This is a genomic window from Kitasatospora sp. NPDC059160 (genome assembly GCF_042755465.1).
GTDB lineage: Bacteria > Actinomycetota > Actinomycetes > Streptomycetales > Streptomycetaceae > Kitasatospora.
On record NZ_JBHZCN010000022.1, the window covers coordinates 1 to 17668 of the forward strand.

At 74.4% G+C, this 17668-nt stretch carries 20 protein-coding genes and 1 pseudogene; 8 read left to right on the forward strand and 13 right to left on the reverse strand.

Annotated elements, in window-relative coordinates; all coding sequences use genetic code 11:
- Positions 1–220 precede the first annotated feature (220 nt).
- From ACFXOZ_RS11865 to ACFXOZ_RS11880, 4 genes are all read right to left on the reverse strand, one after another.
- Entirely contained in the window at positions 221–667 is a 447-nt protein-coding gene (locus ACFXOZ_RS11865) for an NUDIX domain-containing protein (RefSeq protein ID WP_375884695.1), read from the reverse strand.
- A 10-nt stretch (positions 668–677) separates the two neighbouring features.
- Positions 678–842 (reverse strand): SPOR domain-containing protein, encoded by a 165-nt coding sequence (locus ACFXOZ_RS11870; protein ID WP_375884692.1) that lies wholly within the window; start codon positions 840–842, stop codon positions 678–680.
- Positions 843–1024: 182 nt separating this feature from the next.
- Positions 1025–2443, reverse strand: coding sequence for a DUF4190 domain-containing protein (locus ACFXOZ_RS11875; RefSeq protein WP_380589650.1), 1419 nt, complete (start codon positions 2441–2443; stop codon positions 1025–1027).
- Between the two features lie 185 nt (positions 2444–2628).
- Entirely contained in the window at positions 2629–3471 is an 843-nt protein-coding gene (locus ACFXOZ_RS11880) for a methyltransferase domain-containing protein (RefSeq protein ID WP_380589653.1), read from the reverse strand.
- Positions 3472–3677: 206 nt separating this feature from the next.
- Here ACFXOZ_RS11880 and ACFXOZ_RS11885 point away from each other — a divergent pair.
- Together ACFXOZ_RS11885 and ACFXOZ_RS11890 are read left to right on the forward strand one after the other, a co-directional pair.
- Positions 3678–4825, forward strand: a pseudogene (locus tag ACFXOZ_RS11885) (dihydrofolate reductase family protein).
- Between the two features lie 61 nt (positions 4826–4886).
- Positions 4887–5552, forward strand: coding sequence for an HAD-IA family hydrolase (locus tag ACFXOZ_RS11890; RefSeq protein ID WP_375884684.1), 666 nt, complete (start codon positions 4887–4889; stop codon positions 5550–5552).
- Positions 5553–5611: 59 nt separating this feature from the next.
- Here the strand turns inward: ACFXOZ_RS11890 and ACFXOZ_RS11895 are convergent, their stop codons facing one another.
- From ACFXOZ_RS11895 to ACFXOZ_RS11910, 4 genes are all read right to left on the reverse strand, one after another.
- Positions 5612–5866, reverse strand: coding sequence for a Txe/YoeB family addiction module toxin (locus tag ACFXOZ_RS11895; RefSeq protein WP_380527856.1), 255 nt, complete (start codon positions 5864–5866; stop codon positions 5612–5614).
- Entirely contained in the window at positions 5863–6144 is a 282-nt protein-coding gene (locus tag ACFXOZ_RS11900) for a type II toxin-antitoxin system Phd/YefM family antitoxin (RefSeq protein WP_380527853.1), read from the reverse strand. The genes ACFXOZ_RS11895 and ACFXOZ_RS11900 overlap by 4 nt, the downstream gene beginning before the upstream one ends.
- 136 nt (positions 6145–6280) lie before the next feature.
- The gene (gene ychF, locus ACFXOZ_RS11905) at positions 6281–7354 is read right to left on the reverse strand and encodes a redox-regulated ATPase YchF (protein ID WP_375884677.1); all 1074 of its coding nucleotides are present in this window, start codon (positions 7352–7354) and stop codon (positions 6281–6283) included.
- A gap of 84 nt (positions 7355–7438) precedes the next feature.
- Positions 7439–7831 (reverse strand): VOC family protein, encoded by a 393-nt coding sequence (locus ACFXOZ_RS11910; protein ID WP_380401859.1) that lies wholly within the window; start codon positions 7829–7831, stop codon positions 7439–7441.
- Positions 7832–7996: 165 nt separating this feature from the next.
- Here ACFXOZ_RS11910 and ACFXOZ_RS11915 point away from each other — a divergent pair, with 165 nt between their 5' ends.
- Positions 7997–8587, forward strand: a complete 591-nt coding sequence (locus ACFXOZ_RS11915; protein ID WP_380589656.1) for a DUF6542 domain-containing protein — start codon at positions 7997–7999, stop codon at positions 8585–8587.
- A 32-nt stretch (positions 8588–8619) separates the two neighbouring features.
- On the opposite strand, the gene ppgK is transcribed toward ACFXOZ_RS11915, so the two are convergent.
- Together ppgK and ACFXOZ_RS11925 are read right to left on the reverse strand one after the other, a co-directional pair.
- A complete protein-coding gene (gene ppgK, locus ACFXOZ_RS11920) occupies positions 8620–9366 on the reverse strand; it encodes a polyphosphate--glucose phosphotransferase (RefSeq protein WP_380589659.1) in 747 nt (248 codons plus the stop codon).
- A gap of 193 nt (positions 9367–9559) precedes the next feature.
- Positions 9560–10534: a 4-hydroxy-3-methylbut-2-enyl diphosphate reductase gene (locus ACFXOZ_RS11925; RefSeq protein ID WP_375884668.1), complete on the reverse strand. Its 975-nt coding sequence runs from the start codon at positions 10532–10534 to the stop codon at positions 9560–9562.
- Positions 10535–10655: 121 nt separating this feature from the next.
- Here ACFXOZ_RS11925 and ACFXOZ_RS11930 point away from each other — a divergent pair, with 121 nt between their 5' ends.
- Together ACFXOZ_RS11930 and xseA are read left to right on the forward strand one after the other, a co-directional pair.
- A complete protein-coding gene (locus tag ACFXOZ_RS11930; protein ID WP_380589662.1) occupies positions 10656–12014 on the forward strand; it encodes an APC family permease in 1359 nt (452 codons plus the stop codon).
- Positions 12015–12124: 110 nt separating this feature from the next.
- A complete protein-coding gene (gene xseA, locus ACFXOZ_RS11935; protein ID WP_375884662.1) occupies positions 12125–13375 on the forward strand; it encodes an exodeoxyribonuclease VII large subunit in 1251 nt (416 codons plus the stop codon).
- Here xseA and ACFXOZ_RS11940 read toward each other — a convergent pair.
- Positions 13369–13857, reverse strand: coding sequence for a GNAT family N-acetyltransferase (locus tag ACFXOZ_RS11940; RefSeq protein WP_375884659.1), 489 nt, complete (start codon positions 13855–13857; stop codon positions 13369–13371). The genes xseA and ACFXOZ_RS11940 overlap by 7 nt on opposite strands.
- A gap of 94 nt (positions 13858–13951) precedes the next feature.
- Here ACFXOZ_RS11940 and ACFXOZ_RS11945 point away from each other — a divergent pair, with 94 nt between their 5' ends.
- A complete protein-coding gene (locus tag ACFXOZ_RS11945; RefSeq protein WP_375884656.1) occupies positions 13952–14209 on the forward strand; it encodes an exodeoxyribonuclease VII small subunit in 258 nt (85 codons plus the stop codon).
- Positions 14210–14431: 222 nt separating this feature from the next.
- A complete protein-coding gene (locus tag ACFXOZ_RS11950) occupies positions 14432–15034 on the forward strand; it encodes a malonic semialdehyde reductase (protein ID WP_375884653.1) in 603 nt (200 codons plus the stop codon).
- A 105-nt stretch (positions 15035–15139) separates the two neighbouring features.
- Here the strand turns inward: ACFXOZ_RS11950 and ACFXOZ_RS11955 are convergent, their stop codons facing one another.
- Positions 15140–15676, reverse strand: a complete 537-nt coding sequence (locus ACFXOZ_RS11955) for a DUF4245 domain-containing protein (RefSeq protein WP_375884650.1) — start codon at positions 15674–15676, stop codon at positions 15140–15142.
- A gap of 214 nt (positions 15677–15890) precedes the next feature.
- Between ACFXOZ_RS11955 and glpX the strand changes: the two genes are divergently transcribed.
- Positions 15891–16931 carry a class II fructose-bisphosphatase gene (gene glpX / locus ACFXOZ_RS11960; RefSeq protein WP_375884648.1) on the forward strand — a complete coding sequence of 347 codons (1041 nt, stop codon included), beginning with the start codon at positions 15891–15893 and terminating at the stop codon, positions 16929–16931.
- 135 nt (positions 16932–17066) lie between these two features.
- Here glpX and ACFXOZ_RS11965 read toward each other — a convergent pair whose 3' ends face one another.
- The gene (locus ACFXOZ_RS11965) at positions 17067–17444 is read right to left on the reverse strand and encodes a WhiB family transcriptional regulator (protein WP_375884878.1); all 378 of its coding nucleotides are present in this window, start codon (positions 17442–17444) and stop codon (positions 17067–17069) included.
- Positions 17445–17668: the final 224 nt, after the last annotated feature.

The following is a 17668-nucleotide window of genomic DNA, read 5'->3' on the forward strand; positions in this document are numbered from 1 at the left end:
GGCGCAGCCGGGCGCGGGCGGCGGCGCCTCCCGCGGTGCCTGCCCGGCGCGCTCCCCCGCCGCCGTTCCCGGTTGTCGACACCGACGGGGCCTCCGGCTCTGGTCGGGATCGGCGTCGCCGGCTGGGGCGGCTCACCGATGGTGACGAATGGTGTCGAAAGGCGACATACCCAGCAGAACCCAGGCTATCCCGGCCGCCGGGTCGTCTTGTCCGATTGACCTATCCGGCGGCTTGCGCGTCGCCCGCCACCGCGAGCAGCTCGGCGACCTGCGGCAGGACCTCGCGGTCGTGCCCGATCCAGTCCACCGAATCCAGCTCGGCCGGGCCCAGCCAGCGCAGCTCGTCGTGGTCCTCCAGCGCGCTCGGCTCACCGGACAGCAGCTCGGCGGCCCAGAAGCGCAGCTCCAGCCCCGGCCGCACGGCCCACCCGCCGGACAGCCGCCGCAGCGCCCTGGCCCGTACGCCCAGCTCCTCCAGCAGCTCGCGCTCCAGCGCCTGCGCCTCGGTCTCGCCGGGCTCGGCCTTGCCACCGGGGAACTCCCAGCGGCCGGCGACCGACGCGGGCGCGTTGCGGCGGGCGGCGAGCACCCGGCCGCCGCGGATCAGCACCCCGCCGACGACGATCCTCGGCGGGGTTCCGACAGTGGTCTCACCGGCCTGTTCCATGCCCCCGACCCTACGGGGCCGGGTCCTGGTCCTGGGCCTCGACCCAGTACAGCTGCTTGTGGCCGCGCGCCTCGAACTCGGCCGCCAGGCGGTGCGCCTCGGCCTCGGCCAGGTTCCCGGCGACCAGGAAGCGGTTGCCGTTGTCGTCCTGCCGCATCACCCGAAAGGTGCCCATGGCGGGAGGGTAGCGGGTGGGGCCCGGCTTCGGGCCCGGCCCGGCGCGGTGTCCCCGGCCGGCGTGGGGGTCGGGCCGGGGACACCGGGGTGACCCTACGGCTCCCGCGCTACCGGCAGGTACGGGCGGGGTTAACGCCGGGTAACCCGGCGCCCGGCCCCGCCCTCTCGGGGCGGGCGGGCTCAGACCCGGAGGTCGGGCACCTGCTCGCCGGTGGACAGGCCGAGCGAGCGCCGGATGTCCACGCTGACCGGCACCGTCCTGGCGACCAGCGCCCGGGCCCGGCGCAGGTCGCCCGCCACGTCGCCGCCGGAGGCCGCGGCGTCCCAGGCGACGGCCGCCTGGGACTGGGTCTCGGCCAGCTTGTCCATCTTCGCCTGGACGTCGGTCGGCCACTCCGCCGTCGGCTTGCGCAGCGCGGCGGCCTCGGCCCGGGAAGCGGCGGCCATCCGGCGGGCCCAGGACCGGTACTCGGCCTCGGCGACCGCCACGTCCTGCTTCGGGGTGTCCAGGTAGGCCGCGTTGAAGCCCCGGACGGCCTCCAGGTAGGCCAGCTGGACGGAGGTCAGACTGCGGCGGTCGGTGCGGACCGTCCCCAGGTGCTGGTCGTCCGGGTCCTCGAAGCCGCAGGTGACGTACCGTTCGCCGGCCGCCCAGTTGCCCGCGCTCGGGTAGAGGTAGACGTCGTCCATGCCGTCCGGGACGGCCCACTGGTCCAGCGCGTAGTCGTCGAGCACCCTGCGGCACAGGGCGGCGGCCCGCTCGCGGACGACCGTCGCGCCCGGGTAGGCGCCGCTGCTCTCCGGGACCTTCACGGTGCCGGCCACCTCGCCGTTGTGCCGCTCCGCGCAGGCCACCCGGCGCACCCAGTACACCGTCTCGTCGCCGTTCTCGTCCGGCTGCCCGCTCGTCCCGGAGGAGAGGTAGCAGTCCCCCGCCTTCAGCGCCGACCAGCGGACCGACCCGGCGGGCGGCTTGGCCGCGTACCGGTCGCCCCGTCCGTTCCGCGCGGGGCCGAAGTCCCCCGCGCCCAGCAGGAGCGACAGCAGCAGGGTGCCCGCCACCCCGAGCACCAGGCCGGTCACCGCCATGCCGCGGCCGCGCTGGCCGGTCCGCTTGATCTGGACCAGCGCGAGGATCCCGAACACCAGGGCCACCGGCGAGAGCAGGCTCAGCGCGGTCGCCAGCGAGCCGACGGCGAAGCCGTTGGTGCGCGGCTCCGGCCGGGGGGCGTACGGGTCGAGGACGTACGGCGGGTAGGGGTGCGGGTACGGCTGCGCGGGCGGGCCCTGCCGGGGATGGGCGTAGGGGTGGGGGTGGCCGGGCCGCAGGCCGGACTCGGCGGAGGGCGGCACCGAGGCCCAGCCGCCGGCGGGCAGCGGCGGGGGCGGCGGCTGGGGCGGGGCCAGTGGGGACGGGGCCGACGGGGACGGGGGGCCGGCCTCGACCGGCGGGGCCCAGGGGTCGGCCGGTCCGGCCTCCGCCGGGCCCGGCGGCCGCGCGGCCGCGGCCCGTTCCTCGGCGGGCCCCGGGTCCTTGCGGAAGTCCACCCGCGGGTCCGGCCCCGGAGCGGCGGGCGGCGCGGACTCAGGCTCGGACACGTGGACTCCCCCGGCCCGCCGGGGCGGGCCTCGACTCGGCGTTTCGGCTCTCGACACCGCCCCGCGGGCCGGACGGGCCCGAGCTGAACGGTCGCGCGACTTTACCTGATCTTTCCGAACGCCCGCCCCGCCGTTACCGCCCCGCCGTTACCGACCCGGCCGCTCCGGCCGCTCCGGCCGCTCCGTCATGACGGCTCCGGCCGTTCCGCCCCGACCCGGGCCAGGACCTCGCCGTGGATCATCGAGAACCAGCCGTCGCCGGCGGCGCTCCACTCCCGCCAGCCGGCCGCGATCCGTTCCAGTTCGGCGGGCTCCGCGAAGCCCCGTTCCACCGCCGTCCGGCCGAAGGCCGTCCCGGTCACCCGGTCCGCCCACATCCCGGCCCACCACGCGCGCCGCTCGGGCGTCGCGAACGTCCAGGTGCCGGTGCTCGCGGTGACGTCGGTCAGACCGGCCGCCCGGGCCCAGGACAGCAGTCGCCGTCCGGCGTCCGGTTCGCCGCCGTTGGCCCGGGCGGTCCGCCGGTAGAGCTCCAGCCAGCGGTCCAGCGCCGGCGCCTGCGGGAACCAGGTCATCGTGGCGTAGTCGACGTCCCGGGCGGCGACCAGCCCGCCGGGCGCCGTCACCCGGCCCATCTCGCGCAGCGCGGCCACCGGATCGGCCACGTGCTGCAGCACCTGGTGGGCGTGCACCACGTCGAACTCGCCGTCCCGGTACGGCAGTCGGTGCACGTCGGCCAGTTCGAACACGACATTGGCCAGACCGCGCCCGGCGACGTACCCGGCGGCCTGCTCCAGCACCTCGGCGGAGGCGTCCACGGCCACCACCCGCCCGGTGGGGCCGACCAGCTCGGCCAGGTCGGCGGTGATCGTGCCCGGGCCGCAGCCGACGTCCAACAGTGCCTGGCCGGGCCGCAGTTCGGCCAGCAGGTAGCCGGCCGAGTCGGCGGCGGTACGGGAGCGGTGCGAGCGCAGCACGGCCTCCTGGTGGCCGTGGGTGTAGGCGGCGGCAGGCTGCGGTCCGGGCATGGGGTCCCCCCTGAGACGTGGTCGGCGTTTCCGTTTCCGCGATGCCCCGACGCTACGCTCCATCCCGCATGGCGAGAAGAACCGTCTCACATAGCGATCGGAGGGCGGCCCCGCCGGCACCGGCGGCCGTACCGTGGAGGCGCCCGACCGAACCGCCCCGAGCGGTCCCGAGCGGTCCCGAACGGTCCCGACAGAACGGTCCGCCCATGCCCGGCCCCGGCCAGCGCCCCTTCGTCCTGCTGAGCGCCGCCGTCTCCCTCGACGGCCACCTCGACGACGCCTCCCCCGACCGCCTGCTGCTCTCCGGCGCCGCCGACTTCGACCGGGTCGACCAGGAGCGGGCGGCCGCCGACGCGATCCTGGTCGGCGGCAACACCCTGCGCGCCGACAACCCGCGCCTGCTGGTCGACGACCCCGCGCGACGGGCCGCCCGGGTGGCCGCCGGGCGGCCCGAGCACCCGCTGAAGGTGACGCTCAGCGCGAGCGGCGCCCTCGGCGCCGACCTGCGGTTCTGGCACACCGGCGGCGCGAAGCTCGCCTACACCACCGCGGCCGGGGCGGCGGTGCTGCGGTCCCGGCTCGACGGGCTGGCCGAGGTGGTCGCGCTCGGCGACTCGGTCGACCTCGGCGCGGTGCTGGACGACCTGGGCGCGCGCGGGGTGCGCCGGCTGATGGTCGAGGGCGGCAGCGGGGTGCACACCCAGTTCCTCGCCCAGGGCCTGGCGGACGAGCTCCAGCTGGCCGTCGCCCCGCTGCTGGTCGGCCAGCCCGGAGCGCCGCGGTTCGTCGGCCCGGCCGCGTTCCCCGGCGGCCCGACCCGGCGGATGCGGCTGCTGGAGGCACGTACGGTGGGCGACGTCGTCCTGCTCAGGTACGCCCCGAAGGAGCCCGCGCCGTGACCCACCCCGCCGCCACCGACCTCGACCACCTGCGCCGGGCCGTCGAACTCTCCCGCCGCTGCCCGCCCTCGGGGACGGCCTTCTCGGTCGGGGCGGTGGTCGTCGGCGCCGACGGCGAGGTGCTGGCGGAGGGCTACAGCCGGGAGGCGGACGCGCACGACCACGCCGAGGAGGCGGCCCTGGCCAAGCTCCCGGCGGGCGACCCCCGACTGCGCGGGGCGACCGTCTACAGCAGCCTGGAGCCCTGCGGGCAGCGCGCCTCCCGCCCGGTGCCGTGCGCCCGGCTGCTCATCGCGGCGGGCGTGCCCCGGGTCGTGGTCGCCTGGCGCGAGCCGGACCTCTTCGTCACCGACTGCCAGGGCACCGCACTGCTGGAGGCGGCCGGGGTCGAGGTGGTGGAACTGCCGGAGCTGGCCGAGGAGGCCCGGGCGGTCAACGCCCATCTGCTCCCGTGATCTTTTGTATCATCGAGGAACAAAGAGCTCACCTCTCCGCCCCGCCTCCAGGAGCCGCCCCATGACCGCCACCCCCGTCCGGTTCACCACCCGCGCCCTCCTCCTCGACATGGACGGCACCCTGGTCAACTCCGACGCCGTGGTCGAGCGCTGCTGGACCCGCTGGGCCGAGCGGCACGGCCTCGACCCCGTCGCGGCGCTCACCGTCGTCCACGGCCGCCAGGGCCACGCGACCATGGCCGAACTGCTGCCGCACCGCCCGGTCGAGGAGAACCTCGCCGAGAACGAGCTGATGCTCGCCGAGGAGCGGGCCGACACCGAGGGCGTCGTCCAGGTCGCGGGCGCCGACGCCTTCCTCGCCTCGCTGGCCGGCCTGCCGCACGCCCTGGTCACCTCGGCCGACCTCCCCCTCGCCCGGGTCCGGATGGACGCCGCCGGCCTGCCGATGCCGCCCGTCCTGGTCACCGCCGAGTCCGTCGGCGCCAGCAAGCCCGACCCCGAGGGCTTCCTCAAGGGCGCCGCCGCCCTCGGCTTCGCCCCCGCCGACTGCGTGGCCTTCGAGGACTCCGGCGCCGGCATCGCCGCCGCCCGCGCCGCCGGCATGCGCGTCATCGGCATCGGCCCCCGCGCCGCCGCCCACCACCCCGACGCCCTCGCCCCCACCCTCACCGCCGTCACCGTCACCCCGTCCCCCGACGGCACCCTCACCCTCACCGTCCACCCCTGACCGACAACGCGGAGGGACCGGACTTCCCGTGGAAGTCCGGCCCCTCCGGCGAACCGTGATCAGTAGTGGTACCTGGCGGCGAGGACGATGATCTCGTCCTGCGTGACCAGGTAGACCAAGCGGTGCTCGTCGTCGATCCGCCGCGACCAGGCGCCCGGCAGGTGGAACTTCAACGGCTCCGGCTTGCCGATGCCCGAGAACGGGTCCCGCAGGGTCTCCTCGATGAGCCTGTTCAACCGGGCGAGGATCTTCCGGTCGTTCTTGAGCCAAGAGGTGTAGTCCTCCCAGCCCTGCTCCTCGAAGACGAGCCTCACCTGGCACCCGGCCCCGAGTCGGCCACGTCGGGGTCGATCAGCTCACGCTCGGCGAGGTTTGTCCGCCCCAGGGCGTTCTCGTACGCCTTGAGCAGCCGCCGGGCGTTGGCAGGCGAGCGCAGCAGGTACGAGCCCTCGCGCAGGGCCGCGTAGTCCTCGGCGGAGACGAGCACGGCATTCCCGTGCTTGGAGACGATCTCGATGGCCTCGCGATCCTCGTTGACCTTCTTGAGCAACGGAAAGAGATCTCGGCGCGCCTCGCTTGCGGTGATGGACATGATGGGCAACCCCTTCCGCAAAGTGGTACGGAAAAGCGTACCACTCCTGGACGTCGCGGAGCCGGGCCGGACAACGCCGGAGGGGCCGGACTTTCGACGGAAGTCCGGCCCCTCGTACGGGAGTTGCGCTACCCGGTCAGACGTTGAAGCGGAACTCCACGACGTCGCCGTCCTGCATGATGTATTCCTTGCCCTCGATGCGGGCCTTGCCCTTGGAGCGGGCCTCGGCGATGGAGCCGGTCTCGACCAGGTCGTCGAAGGAGATCACCTCGGCCTTGATGAAGCCCTTCTGGAAGTCGGTGTGGATGACTCCGGCGGCCTCGGGGGCGGTGGCGCCCTTCTTGATGGTCCAGGCGCGGGTCTCCTTCGGGCCGGCCGTGAGGTAGGTCTGCAGGCCGAGGGTGTCGAAGCCGACGCGGGCGAGGGTGGCGAGGCCGGGCTCCTCCTGGCCCATGGACTGGAGGAGTTCGAGGGCCTCGGCGTCGTCGAGCTCGATCAGCTCGGACTCGATCTTGGCGCTGAGGAAGATCGCCTCGGCCGGGGCGACCAGGGCGCGCTGGGCGTTCTTGAAGTCCTCGTCGGCCAGCTCGTCCTCGTCCACGTTGAAGACGTAGAGGAAGGGCTTGGCGGTCAGCAGGTGCAGCTCGCGGATCGGGGCGGTGTCGAAGCCGGCCTCGAAGAGGGTCTTGCCGGTCTCCAGGACCGCCTGGGCGGCCTCGGCGGCGGCCAGCACGGGGGCGGTGTCCTTCTTGAGGCGCGCCTCCTTCTGGAGCCGCGGCAGGACCTTCTCGATGGTCTGGAGGTCGGCCAGGATCAGCTCGGTGTGGATGGTCTCGATGTCGTCCTTGGGCGACACCTTGCCGTCCACGTGCACCACGTCCGGGTCGGTGAACGCGCGCACGACCTGGCAGATCGCGTCCGACTCACGGATGTTGGCGAGGAACTTGTTGCCCAGGCCCTCGCCCTCGCTGGCGCCGCGCACGATGCCGGCGATGTCGACGAAGTCGACGGTGGCCGGGAGGATGCGCTGCGAGCCGAAGATCTCGGCGAGCTTGGCCAGCCGCGCGTCCGGGACGCCGACGACGCCGACGTTCGGCTCGATGGTGGCGAACGGGTAGTTGGCCGCCAGCACGTCGTTCTTGGTCAGGGCGTTGAACAGGGTCGACTTGCCGACGTTCGGCAGGCCGACGATTCCGATCGTGAGCGACATGAAGCGCAGTCCCGTGGGCTTGGAGGAGTTGGGTCGGCACCGTACGGGCCGACCCCCAAGTCTACGGGCAGCACCTGCCGGGGCTCACGCCTCGGTCGGCGCGGGCAGCGGCTCCAGGAACTCCAGCCGGTTGCCCAGCCCGTCGGCGGAGTAGAAGCGGCGGTGGCCGGGGTGGTGGTCGTCCCAGGTGACCTCGTGGCCGTGCGCGGCGAGCCGCTCGGCCAGGGCGTCCAGCGAGGTCACCAGGATGCCGGGGTGCCCCTTGCGGGCCGGGCGGAAGTCCGGGGTGACGCCGAGGTGCACCTCGACCCCGCCGCCGCGGAACCAGCAGCCGCCGCGCGCCGCCAGCACCGGGGGCTTCGGGAGCTCGGTCATCCCGAGCACGCCGGACCAGAAGGCGCGGCACTCGTCCTCGGCGCCGGCCGGGATGTCGAGCTGGACGTGGTCGAGGCGTTCGAAGGTGAAGTCGGCGGTCATGCGGCGGTCCCCCGTACGGTCATCGGATGATCACGATGTGTCGACTCGGCCGAGCAGGTCAGCCCCTTGAGTGACGATCACAGGAGTACGCCATCCGGGGACACGGAACAAGACCTGAACGGTCCATTACACAGTGTGGCGATGATCGGACCGTACGTTGGGCGGGTGGAGCAGAGCATCCGTACCCAGCCGCCAGGGCCCAGACGCCGTCCGCCGAACGGCGCGGCCCCGGCCGCCGTCCCCGGTCCCGGCCGGGCACCCGAGAGCGCCCGAGCCCCCGCGGCTCCCCCGTCCCGGCTGCGCCCGGTGGCCGACCGGCCCGCCGCGCGCCCCGCCCCGAAGCGCCGGCTGCGCGTGTACGGACGGCGCCGGACCGGCCGGCCGACCCGGCTGACCGCGATCGGCACCGGCGTGCTCGCGGTGCTGGCCACGCTGGCGGTGGCCGGCCTGGACCGGCTGCTCTTCGAGGACCTCGGCTGGCTGTTCGGCCTCGGCTACCTGGTGGTCTGCTTCCAGCTGGCCGTCCGGGTCCGCTACGCCGACCTGCTGGCCGCCCCGATCAGCGGGCCGATCGCCTTCGCCGTGGCACTGCTGGCGCTCGCCCCGGTCAGCTCCTCCGGCGTCACCGCCCAGGTGGTGGCGCTGGCGACCGGGCTGGCGCTGCGGGCCGGCTGGCTGTTCTCCGGCACCGGGCTGGCCGCGCTGATCGTGCTCGCCCGCTTCGTCGCCCAGCGCCGCTTCCACCGCTCCCGCTGACGGCCCAGCGCGCGGGCACCGAGGGCCGTGCCCTAGCCCGCCGCCCGGGCCGCCGCCATGGCGGCCCCGACGATGCCCGCGTCGTTGCGCAGCTCCGCCGCCACCACCCGCGCCCCGCGGTCCCTCAGCAGCGGCAGGAACTTCTCGTGCTTGCGGCTCACCCCGCCGCCGATCACGATCAGTTGCGGGGAGAACAGCATCTCCACCAGGTCCAGGTACTCGTCGACCCGCCCGGCCCACTGCTCCCAGGTCAGGTCGTGCCGCTCCCTGGCGGCCGAGGAGGCGCGGCGCTCGGCGTCCTTGCCGCGCAGCTCCAGGTGGCCCAGTTCGGTGTTGGGCACCAGGGTGCCGTCCACGAAGAGCGCGCTGCCGATGCCGGTGCCGAAGGTGAGCACCAGGACCACGCCCGACTCGCCCCGCCCGGCGCCGTGCTCGGTCTCGGCGAGGCCGGCTGCGTCCGCGTCGTTGAGCACGGTCGCGGGCATGCCCAGCGCGTCGCGGAAGAGGCCCTCCGCGTCCAGGCCGATCCAGCCCTTGTCCACGTTGGCCGCGGTCCGGGTGCGGCCGCCGACCACCACCCCGGGGAAGGTCAGCCCGACCGGCCCCTGGTGGTCGAAGTGCTGGACCACCTCGCGGACGGCGGCGACCACGGCCCCGGGCTCGGACGGCTGCGGGGTGAGCACCTTGTGCCGCTCCTGGGTGAGTGCTCCCCGGGCGAGGTCGACCGGGGCGCCCTTGATGCCCGAGCCGCCGATGTCCACGCCGAATACCGCCGTCATCGTTCCGCCTTCCGCCGTCCGGCCGTCGACCGGCTTGTCCACAGCCTGTGCACAAAGCTACGAGAGCCCGGACGGGGGCGCACCGCAATCGACGGGCCCGCACCATGCGACGGACCCGCACAGCGCGACGGACCCGGTGCCCGCAGCGGGGCACCGGGTCCGTCGTGGCGGGTCCAGGGTTCGAGGACGGGCCCTACAGCTTGCCGGCCGCCTCGGCGCGCAGGTCGCGGCGCAGCTCCTTGGGCAGCGAGAAGGTCAGGTGCTCCTCGGCGGTCTTGACCGTCTCCACCGTGTCGTAGCCGCGCGCGGCCAGGAACTCCAGCACGCCGTCGACCAGGATCTCCGGCACCGAGGCGCCGCTGGTCAGGCCGACCGTGGTGACGCCCTCCAGCCAGGACTCCTGGATCTCCTCGGCGAAGTCGACCAGGTGGGCGGCCTTGGCGCCGTACTCCAGGCCGACCTCGACCAGGCGGACCGAGTTGGAGGAGTTCTTGGAGCCGACCACGATCAGCAGGTCGGTCTCCGGGGCCAGCTGCTTGACCGCGACCTGGCGGTTCTGGGTCGCGTAGCAGATGTCGTCGCTGGGCGGGCTGACCAGCGCCGGGAAGCGCTTCTTCAACTCGCCGACGGTGGCCATGGTCTCGTCCACCGAGAGCGTGGTCTGGGAGAGCCAGACGATCTTGGACTCGTCCCGCACCTGGACGTTGGCGACGTCCTCGGCACCGTCCACCAGGTGGATCCGGTCCGGGGCCTCGCCCATGGTGCCGACGACCTCCTCGTGGCCCTCGTGGCCCACCAGCAGGATGTCGTAGCCCTCGTCGGCGAAGCGCACGGCCTCCTTGTGCACCTTGGTGACCAGCGGGCAGGTGGCGTCGACGGTGGCGAGCTTGCCGGCCCGCGCCTCGTCGTGGACGGACGGGGCGACGCCGTGCGCGGAGAACACGACGATCGAGCCCTCGGGCACCTCCTCCGTCTCGTCGACGAAGATCGCGCCCTTCTTCTCCAGGGTCTGCACCACGTACTTGTTGTGGACGATCTGCTTGCGGACGTAGATGGGCGCCCCGTACTGCTCCAGGGCCTTCTCCACGGCGATCACGGCGCGGTCGACACCCGCGCAGTAGCCCCGGGGGGCGGCGAGCAGGACACGGCGCTGCGCGGTGTTGGACATGCCCCCATCGTACGGGCGACCGGGAGCCCCACCGCCCGGGGCGGGCCGCACCGCCGCCCCGGACGCCGGCCCGGACGCCTTCCGGTCGCAAAGGGTCGGAAGTTGCTCAAGCCTGGTCTCCATGAGCGCTGTGAACGAGCAGCCGACGCCGAGCGGCCTGCGCCGCACCCTGGGCGTCCGCGATCTGATGGTCTACGGGCTGCTGTTCATCGCCCCGATGGCCCCGGTCGGCGTCTTCGGCGTGCTGGACGCCCGGAGCCACGGCGCCGTGGCGGCCGTCTACCTGGCGGCGACGGTCGCGATGGGCTTCACCGCCTTCTCGTACGCCCAGATGGTCCGCGCGGTGCCGCAGACCGGCTCGGTGTTCGCCTACGCGCGGGCCGGGCTGGGCGAGGGGCCGGGGTTCATCGCCGGGTGGATGGCGATGCTGGACTACCTGCTGATCCCCGCGGTGGCCTACCTGTTCTCCGGGATCGCGCTGAACTCGCTGGTGCCCGGGGTCTCGCGCTGGGTGTGGACGGCGGCCGCGGTGCTGGTGACCACCGCGCTCAACCTGGTCGGGGTGCGGACGGCGGCCGCGGTCGGCTTCGCGGTGCTCGCCCTGGAGATCGCGGTGCTGGCGGTGTTCGTGGTCGCAGCCGTGGTGGTGCTGGTGCGGGACGGCGCGCGGCGCGGCTGGGACACGCCGTTCACCGCCGTCGGGGGCTTCTCGCTCACCGCGGTGGTCTCCGCGGTGTCCGTCGCGGTGCTCTCCTACCTGGGCTTCGACGCGATCGCGACCTTCGTCGAGGAGGCGGTCGGCGCCTCCGCCGCGGTGGCCCGGGCGGTGCTGTGGTGCCTGGCGCTGGCCGGGCTGCTGTTCGTCGCCCAGACCTACCTGGCGGCCGTGCTGGAGCCCACCACCCCGCAGCAGCTGGCCGCCGACCCGGCCTCCCAGGGCTCCGCCTTCTACGACACCGTGGAGGGCGGCATCGGCCACTGGCTGCACCTGCTGGTGGCCGCCAGCAAGGCGATCGGCGCGGCCTTCGCCGCGCTCGCCGGGCAGGCGGCGGCCGGCCGGCTGGTCTTCGCGATGGGCCGGGAGGGACGGCTGCCGCGGGTGCTCGGCTCGGTCGACCCGGGCACCGCGGTGCCCCGCCGGGCGCTGCTGGCGGCCGCGGTGGTCACCATGGCGGCGGCGGTCTGGGCGGCCGAGCGGGACGACGGGCTGGACCAGCTGACCTCGGTGGTGAACGTGGGCGCGCTGACCGCCTTCGCGCTGCTGCACGCCTCGGTGATCGGCTGGTACACCGTCCGGCGCGGCTCGCCCGACCGGCTCCGGCACCTGGTCGTCCCGCTGCTGGGGATCGCGGTGATCGGCGCGGTGGTCTACGAGGCCTCGACCACGGCACAGCTGGTCGGGCTGGTCTGGCTGGCGGCCGGCCTGGTGGTGCTCGGTGTGCAGGGCAGCACGGCGCACGGCACCGGCGGGCACCGCTAGCGACGGCGCCGGCGGGCGCCGTGCGGAACGGTGCCGGCCGGCACTGCCGGGGACGACGCCGGCGGGCGTTGCCGGGGACGGTGTCGGCGGACGCCGCTAGCCTCGTACGCATGGCCAACCCCAGCTCCCCCGAAGCCCCGCTCCCGGTCGGCAAGGTCTCCGCGCTGATCGGCGGCTGGATCGACCGGCTCGGCGCGGTGTGGGTCGAGGGGCAGATCACCCAGCTCAGCCGCCGCCCCGGCGCGGGCGTGGTGTTCCTGACCCTGCGCGACCCGCAGGCCGACGTCTCCCTCACGGTGACCTGCTTCCGCTCGGTGTTCGAGCAGGTCGCGGACGTGGTGCAGGAGGGCTCGCGGGTCGTCGTGCACGCCAGGCCGGAGTGGTACGCGGCGCGCGGGCAGCTGTCGCTGCGGGCCTCGGAGATCCGCCCGGTGGGCCTGGGCGAACTGCTGGCCCGGCTGGAGCAGCTCAAGCGGCGGCTGGCCGGGGAGGGCCTGTTCGCGGCGGAGCGCAAGCGGCGGCTGCCGTTCCTGCCGCAGTGCGTCGGGCTGGTCACCGGGCGCGGCTCGGCGGCCGAGCGGGACGTACTGGAGAACGCCCGGCGGCGCTGGCCGGCGGTGCGCTTCGAGGTGCGCAACGTCCCGGTGCAGGGGGTCAGCGCGGTGGAGCGGGTGAGCGCGGCGGTGCGGGAGCTGGACGAGCACCCCGAGGTGGACGTGATCATCGTGGCCCGGGGCGGCGGCAGCGTGGAGGACCTGCTGCCCTTCTCGGACGAGGGGCTGGTGCGGCTGGTCGCGGCCGCCCGTACGCCGGTGGTGAGCGCGATCGGGCACGAGCCGGACCAGCCCCTGCTGGACTTCGTCGCCGACCTGCGCGCCTCCACCCCGACCGATGCCGCCAAACGGGTGGTTCCGGACGTCGGCGAGGAGCTGGCCAAGGTCCGCCAGCTGCGCGACCGGGCCCGCCGGCACGTGCAGGCCCGGGTCGAACGCGAGCAGCACGGGCTGGACGGGCTGCGCAGCCGCCCGGCGCTGGCCGCCCCGCACCGGATGCTGGACGGGCGCGGCCAGGAGGTGGACGGCCTGGTGGAGCGGGCCCGGCGCACCCTGCGGCACCGGCTGGACCACGCCCAGAGCGACCTCGGGCACACCCTGGCCCGGGTGGTCGCGCTCTCCCCGGCGGCCACCCTGGAACGCGGCTACGCGGTGCTCCAGCGGGCCGACGGCACGGTGGTGACGGACCCGGCGCGGCTCGCGGCCGGGGAGGGGCTGCACGCCCGGGTCGCGGGCGGCGGCTTCGACGTCACCGTGGCGCCCGGGGCGGCGGAGCCCCCGGCGGGCCCTCGGGCGGAGCCTCAGTAGGAGCGCTGCCGGGACAGCGCCGTCGAGTACTCGGCGAAGCCCAGGCTGCGGTAGAGCGACTCGCCGCCGCTACTGGCGTGCAGGTCGATCCGGCCGACCCGGCGGCCGTCGAACCAGTCCAGCAACGCCTCGGTGCAGGCCCGGGCGTAGCCGCGCAGCCGCCGGTCGGGGTCGGTGCAGATGTTGAAGACGGAGCCGAACAGGCCGTCCGGGTTGCCGGGCGAGGGCAGGCGGTGCTCCAGGGTGCCGACGGCGCAGGCGGCGAGCCGGCCGGGGCGCTCCGGGTCGTCGACCACGAAGGCGGACATGGTCGACCGCTCGGCCGGGGCGGCCAGCCGCTCGCGCAGCATCCGCTCGGCGGCGGCCTGCCAGGGGGCGGGGCCGGCCGAGGCGGCCATGCCGGGCATCGCCTGCAGCATCAGGTTGCGCAGCCGGACCAGCTCGGGCGCGTCGGCGGGGGCGGCGGGGCGGACTTCGATCATGCGGCGGAGGCTAGCGCCGCCGGTCGCGCGGCCGCACCCGGGTTTCGACCGGTGGAACCCGCCCCTGTCGGCGCCAGCCCCTACGCTGGCACGCATGGCAGAGCAGCAGGAGCAGCAGGACGCGGCGGCGCCGACCCCGGACGACGCGCTGGGCTACGAGCACGCCCGGGACGCGCTGCTGGACGTGGTCCGGCAGCTGGAGAACGGCGGCACCTCCCTTGAGGAGTCGCTGGCCCTGTGGGAGCGTGGCGAGCAGCTGGCGAAGGTCTGCCAGCGCTGGCTGGACGGCGCCCGGGCCCGACTGGACGCCGCGCTGGCCGCCGAGGAGGGCGCGGGCCCGGGCGGGGAGTGACCGAGCCCCGCCCACGAGCCCAGGCGCACGGCCCGGGCGCACGAGCCCAGGCGCAGAGCCCGGGCGCAGAGCCCAGGCGCAGAGCCCGGGCGCAGTGCGGCCCGCCCTGTGAGGCAGCTCACAAGGGCTTGGGGAATCGTTGAATCTTCACCTATGTTGGAGGAACTGATCGGCTCCGCCGGTCACACCGACGAACCCCCCTCCCGCATGAGGTGCAGAAGCATGACCACCGACGCCCTGGTACTCGACGCCGCCGCTCAGGACCTGCTGTTCCGCGAGGCCCGCACCGCGAACACCTTCACCGACGAGCCGGTCACCGAGGAACAGGTCCAGGCCATCTACGACCTGGTCAAGTTCGGCCCGACCGCCTTCAACCAGCAGCCGCTGCGCGTCGTCCTGGTCCGCTCCGCCGAGGGCCGCGAGCGCCTCGTCCAGCACCTGGCGGACGGCAACAAGGCCAAGACCTCCACCGCCCCGCTGGTCGCCATCCTGGCCGCGGACAACGAGTTCCACGAGGAGCTGCCGACCCAGTTCCCGCACTTCCCGCAGGCCAAGGACGTGTTCTTCTCCGAGCGCGCCACCCGTGAGCGCTCCGCCGCGCTGAACGGCGCCCTGCAGGCCGCGTACTTCATCATCGGCGTGCGCGCCGCCGGCCTGGCCGCCGGCCCGATGACCGGCTTCGACGCCGAGGGCCTCAACAAGGAGTTCTTCGGCGACGGCGAGCACTCGGTGCTGGCCGTGGTCAACATCGGCAAGCCGGGCGACGAGGCCTGGTTCCCGCGCTCCCCGCGCCTGGAGTACGACCAGGTCGTCACCACGGTCTGATCGCACCCCGCGACGGCGAAGGGCCCGCACCGGTTCGTACCGGTGCGGGCCCTTCCGCGTGTCCGAGGGGCGCCGGGGGCCTGCGCGCCCGGGCAGGGCCCCGCGCTACTTGAGCGCCTGGGCCAGCTCGGCCATCTCCTCGTAGGAGGCGGTGCCGGTGATCATGGTGGTGGCCGAACCGGTCTGGACGGCCAGCGCGCGGGCCTTGTCGCCCTGCACCCGGTCCCAGGTGCGCCCGGCGGCGTCCGCGGTGCCGTCCGGCTGGGCGCCCGCGACCTTGTCGGCGAGCAGCTTCTCGCGCGGGACGTCGGCCTGCTCGACCGCCGCGTACTGGCCGGAGGGCGTCACGAAGCCCAGGTGCCAGGCGTTGCCCTTGCCGTTGTTGATGGCGGCCGGCGTGTAGCTGACCGAGGTGGCCCGCCACTTGTCGGACAGCCCCTCCGGGGACAGCAGCGGGTACGGCGCGGCGCGCTTCGCCGAGGCCGCCTCGACCTTGTAGGCGACCACGTGCACCGGATCGCCGTTCGCGTCGTGCGGGAGGAACAGGTAACCGATCCAGACGACGAAACCGACCGCCAGCATCGACAGGACCATGTCCCGTACGGTCTGCCGACCCCTCATGCCCTTGCTCTCTGCAGCCACCCACCCATGGTGACTCATCCACACAACGGCCCGGCCACCCGGGGTGTGCACGTACGGGTGAACCGGGACGAACCGGGGCCTTCCGCCCGGGGTGGCGACCCGCGCCACAGACAGTCATCTCGTGGGCAGATACGATCGCACTACCCTCACCACGGCGTTCGACCTGGCAGTAGTCGGGCGCTCACTGGCCGTCGCGTACAGAGAGGTAACGACGATGACCACGCAGTACCCGCACCACCTTCCCAGTGCCCTGGAGGTCGCGCCCGAGGCTCCGGACCGGAACCTCGCGCTCGAACTCGTCCGGGTCACCGAGGCGGCCGCGATGGCCGCCGGCCGGTGGGTCGGCCGTGGCGACAAGAACGGGGCCGACGGCGCCGCCGTGAAGGCCATGCGCACCCTCGTCTCGACCGTCTCGATGAACGGCGTCGTCGTCATCGGCGAGGGCGAGAAGGACGAAGCCCCGATGCTCTACAACGGCGAGCGGGTCGGCGACGGCACCGGCGCCGAGTGCGACGTCGCGGTCGACCCGGTGGACGGCACCACGCTGACCGCCAAGGGCATGGCCAACGCCGTCGCCGTGCTGGCCGTCGCCGACCGCGGCACCATGTTCGACCCCAGCGCCGTGTTCTACATGGACAAGCTGGTCTGCGGCCCCGAGGCCGCCGACTACGTCGACATCACCGCCCCGGCGGCCGTCAACATCCGCCGGGTCGCCAAGGCCAAGGGCAGCGCCGTCGAGGACGTCACCGTGATGGTGCTCGACCGTCCGCGCCACGACGGCCTGGTCCGGGAGATCCGCGAGGCGGGCGCCCGGATCAAGTTCATCACCGACGGCGACGTGGCCGGCGCCATCATGACCGCCCGCGAGGGCACCGGCGTGGACCTGCTGCTGGGCGTCGGCGGCACCCCCGAGGGCATCATCGCGGCCTGCGCGATGAAGTGCATGGGCGGCGTCATCCAGGGCCGGCTCTGGCCCAAGGACGCGGCCGAGCGGCAGAAGGCCCTCGACGCCGGGCACGACCTGGACCGGGTGCTCACCACCAACGACCTGGTCAGCGGCGAGAACGTGTTCTTCGTCGCCACCGGCATCACCGACGGCGAGCTGCTGCGCGGCGTGCACTACCGCTCGGAGACCGCCACCACCAGCTCGCTGGTGATGCGCTCCAAGAGCGGCACCATCCGCGAGATCAACTCGGTCCACAAGCTGTCGAAGCTGCGGGCCTACAGCGCGATCGACTTCGACCGGGCCAACTGACCCGGCCCGGAAGCGGTTGTCCGAACGCGCGGCCCCGGCGGGATCCCCCCTCCGCCGGGGCCGCGCGGCGTACCGGTCCCGCTCGTCGCCGCGGCGGTCGCGCGGCGACCGCGGCCGCGGGTCTTCGGCCCGCCGTCAACCCGCTATCCGGCGCCCGGCCGTGGCCACCCGGGCCGCCTCGCGCAGCTCCGCGTCCCGGCGGCGGCGCCGGGCCAGCACCACCCGCCGCTCGGCGGCCGTCAGCCCGCCCCAGACCCCGTACGGCTCCGGCTGGGCGAGGGCGTGCTCGCGACACTCCAGCAGCACCGGGCAGCGGGCGCACACCTGCTTGGCCTGCTCCTCCCGCGACAGCCGGGCCGCCGTCGGCTCCTTCGAGGGCGCGAAGAACAGCCCCACCTCGTCCCGCCGACAGGCCGCACCGGTGTGCCACGGATTGTCCTCACCCGCGGCCTGACCCGCCGTACCGCTCGGGGGCTGCGGCTGCGGGGGGACGGCCGGACGGCGCTCCAGCAACTGGGCGGCGGCGACTGGCGAGGTGGTGCGGGACTCGATCGGATGCAGCACGGCCGTACTCCTGACGAGGCTCTCGGACACGGGGAACCTCGCTCCCCTGCCCGGCTGCGAGCCCCCGCTGTCCAACGCCCGGGGCGGCCGCTGGGCCGCCTCCGGTGCACAGCCGTACAAGAAGCGATGTGCGGAAGGAACTACCCCGTCCGGCCGCGATTCATGCACACTGC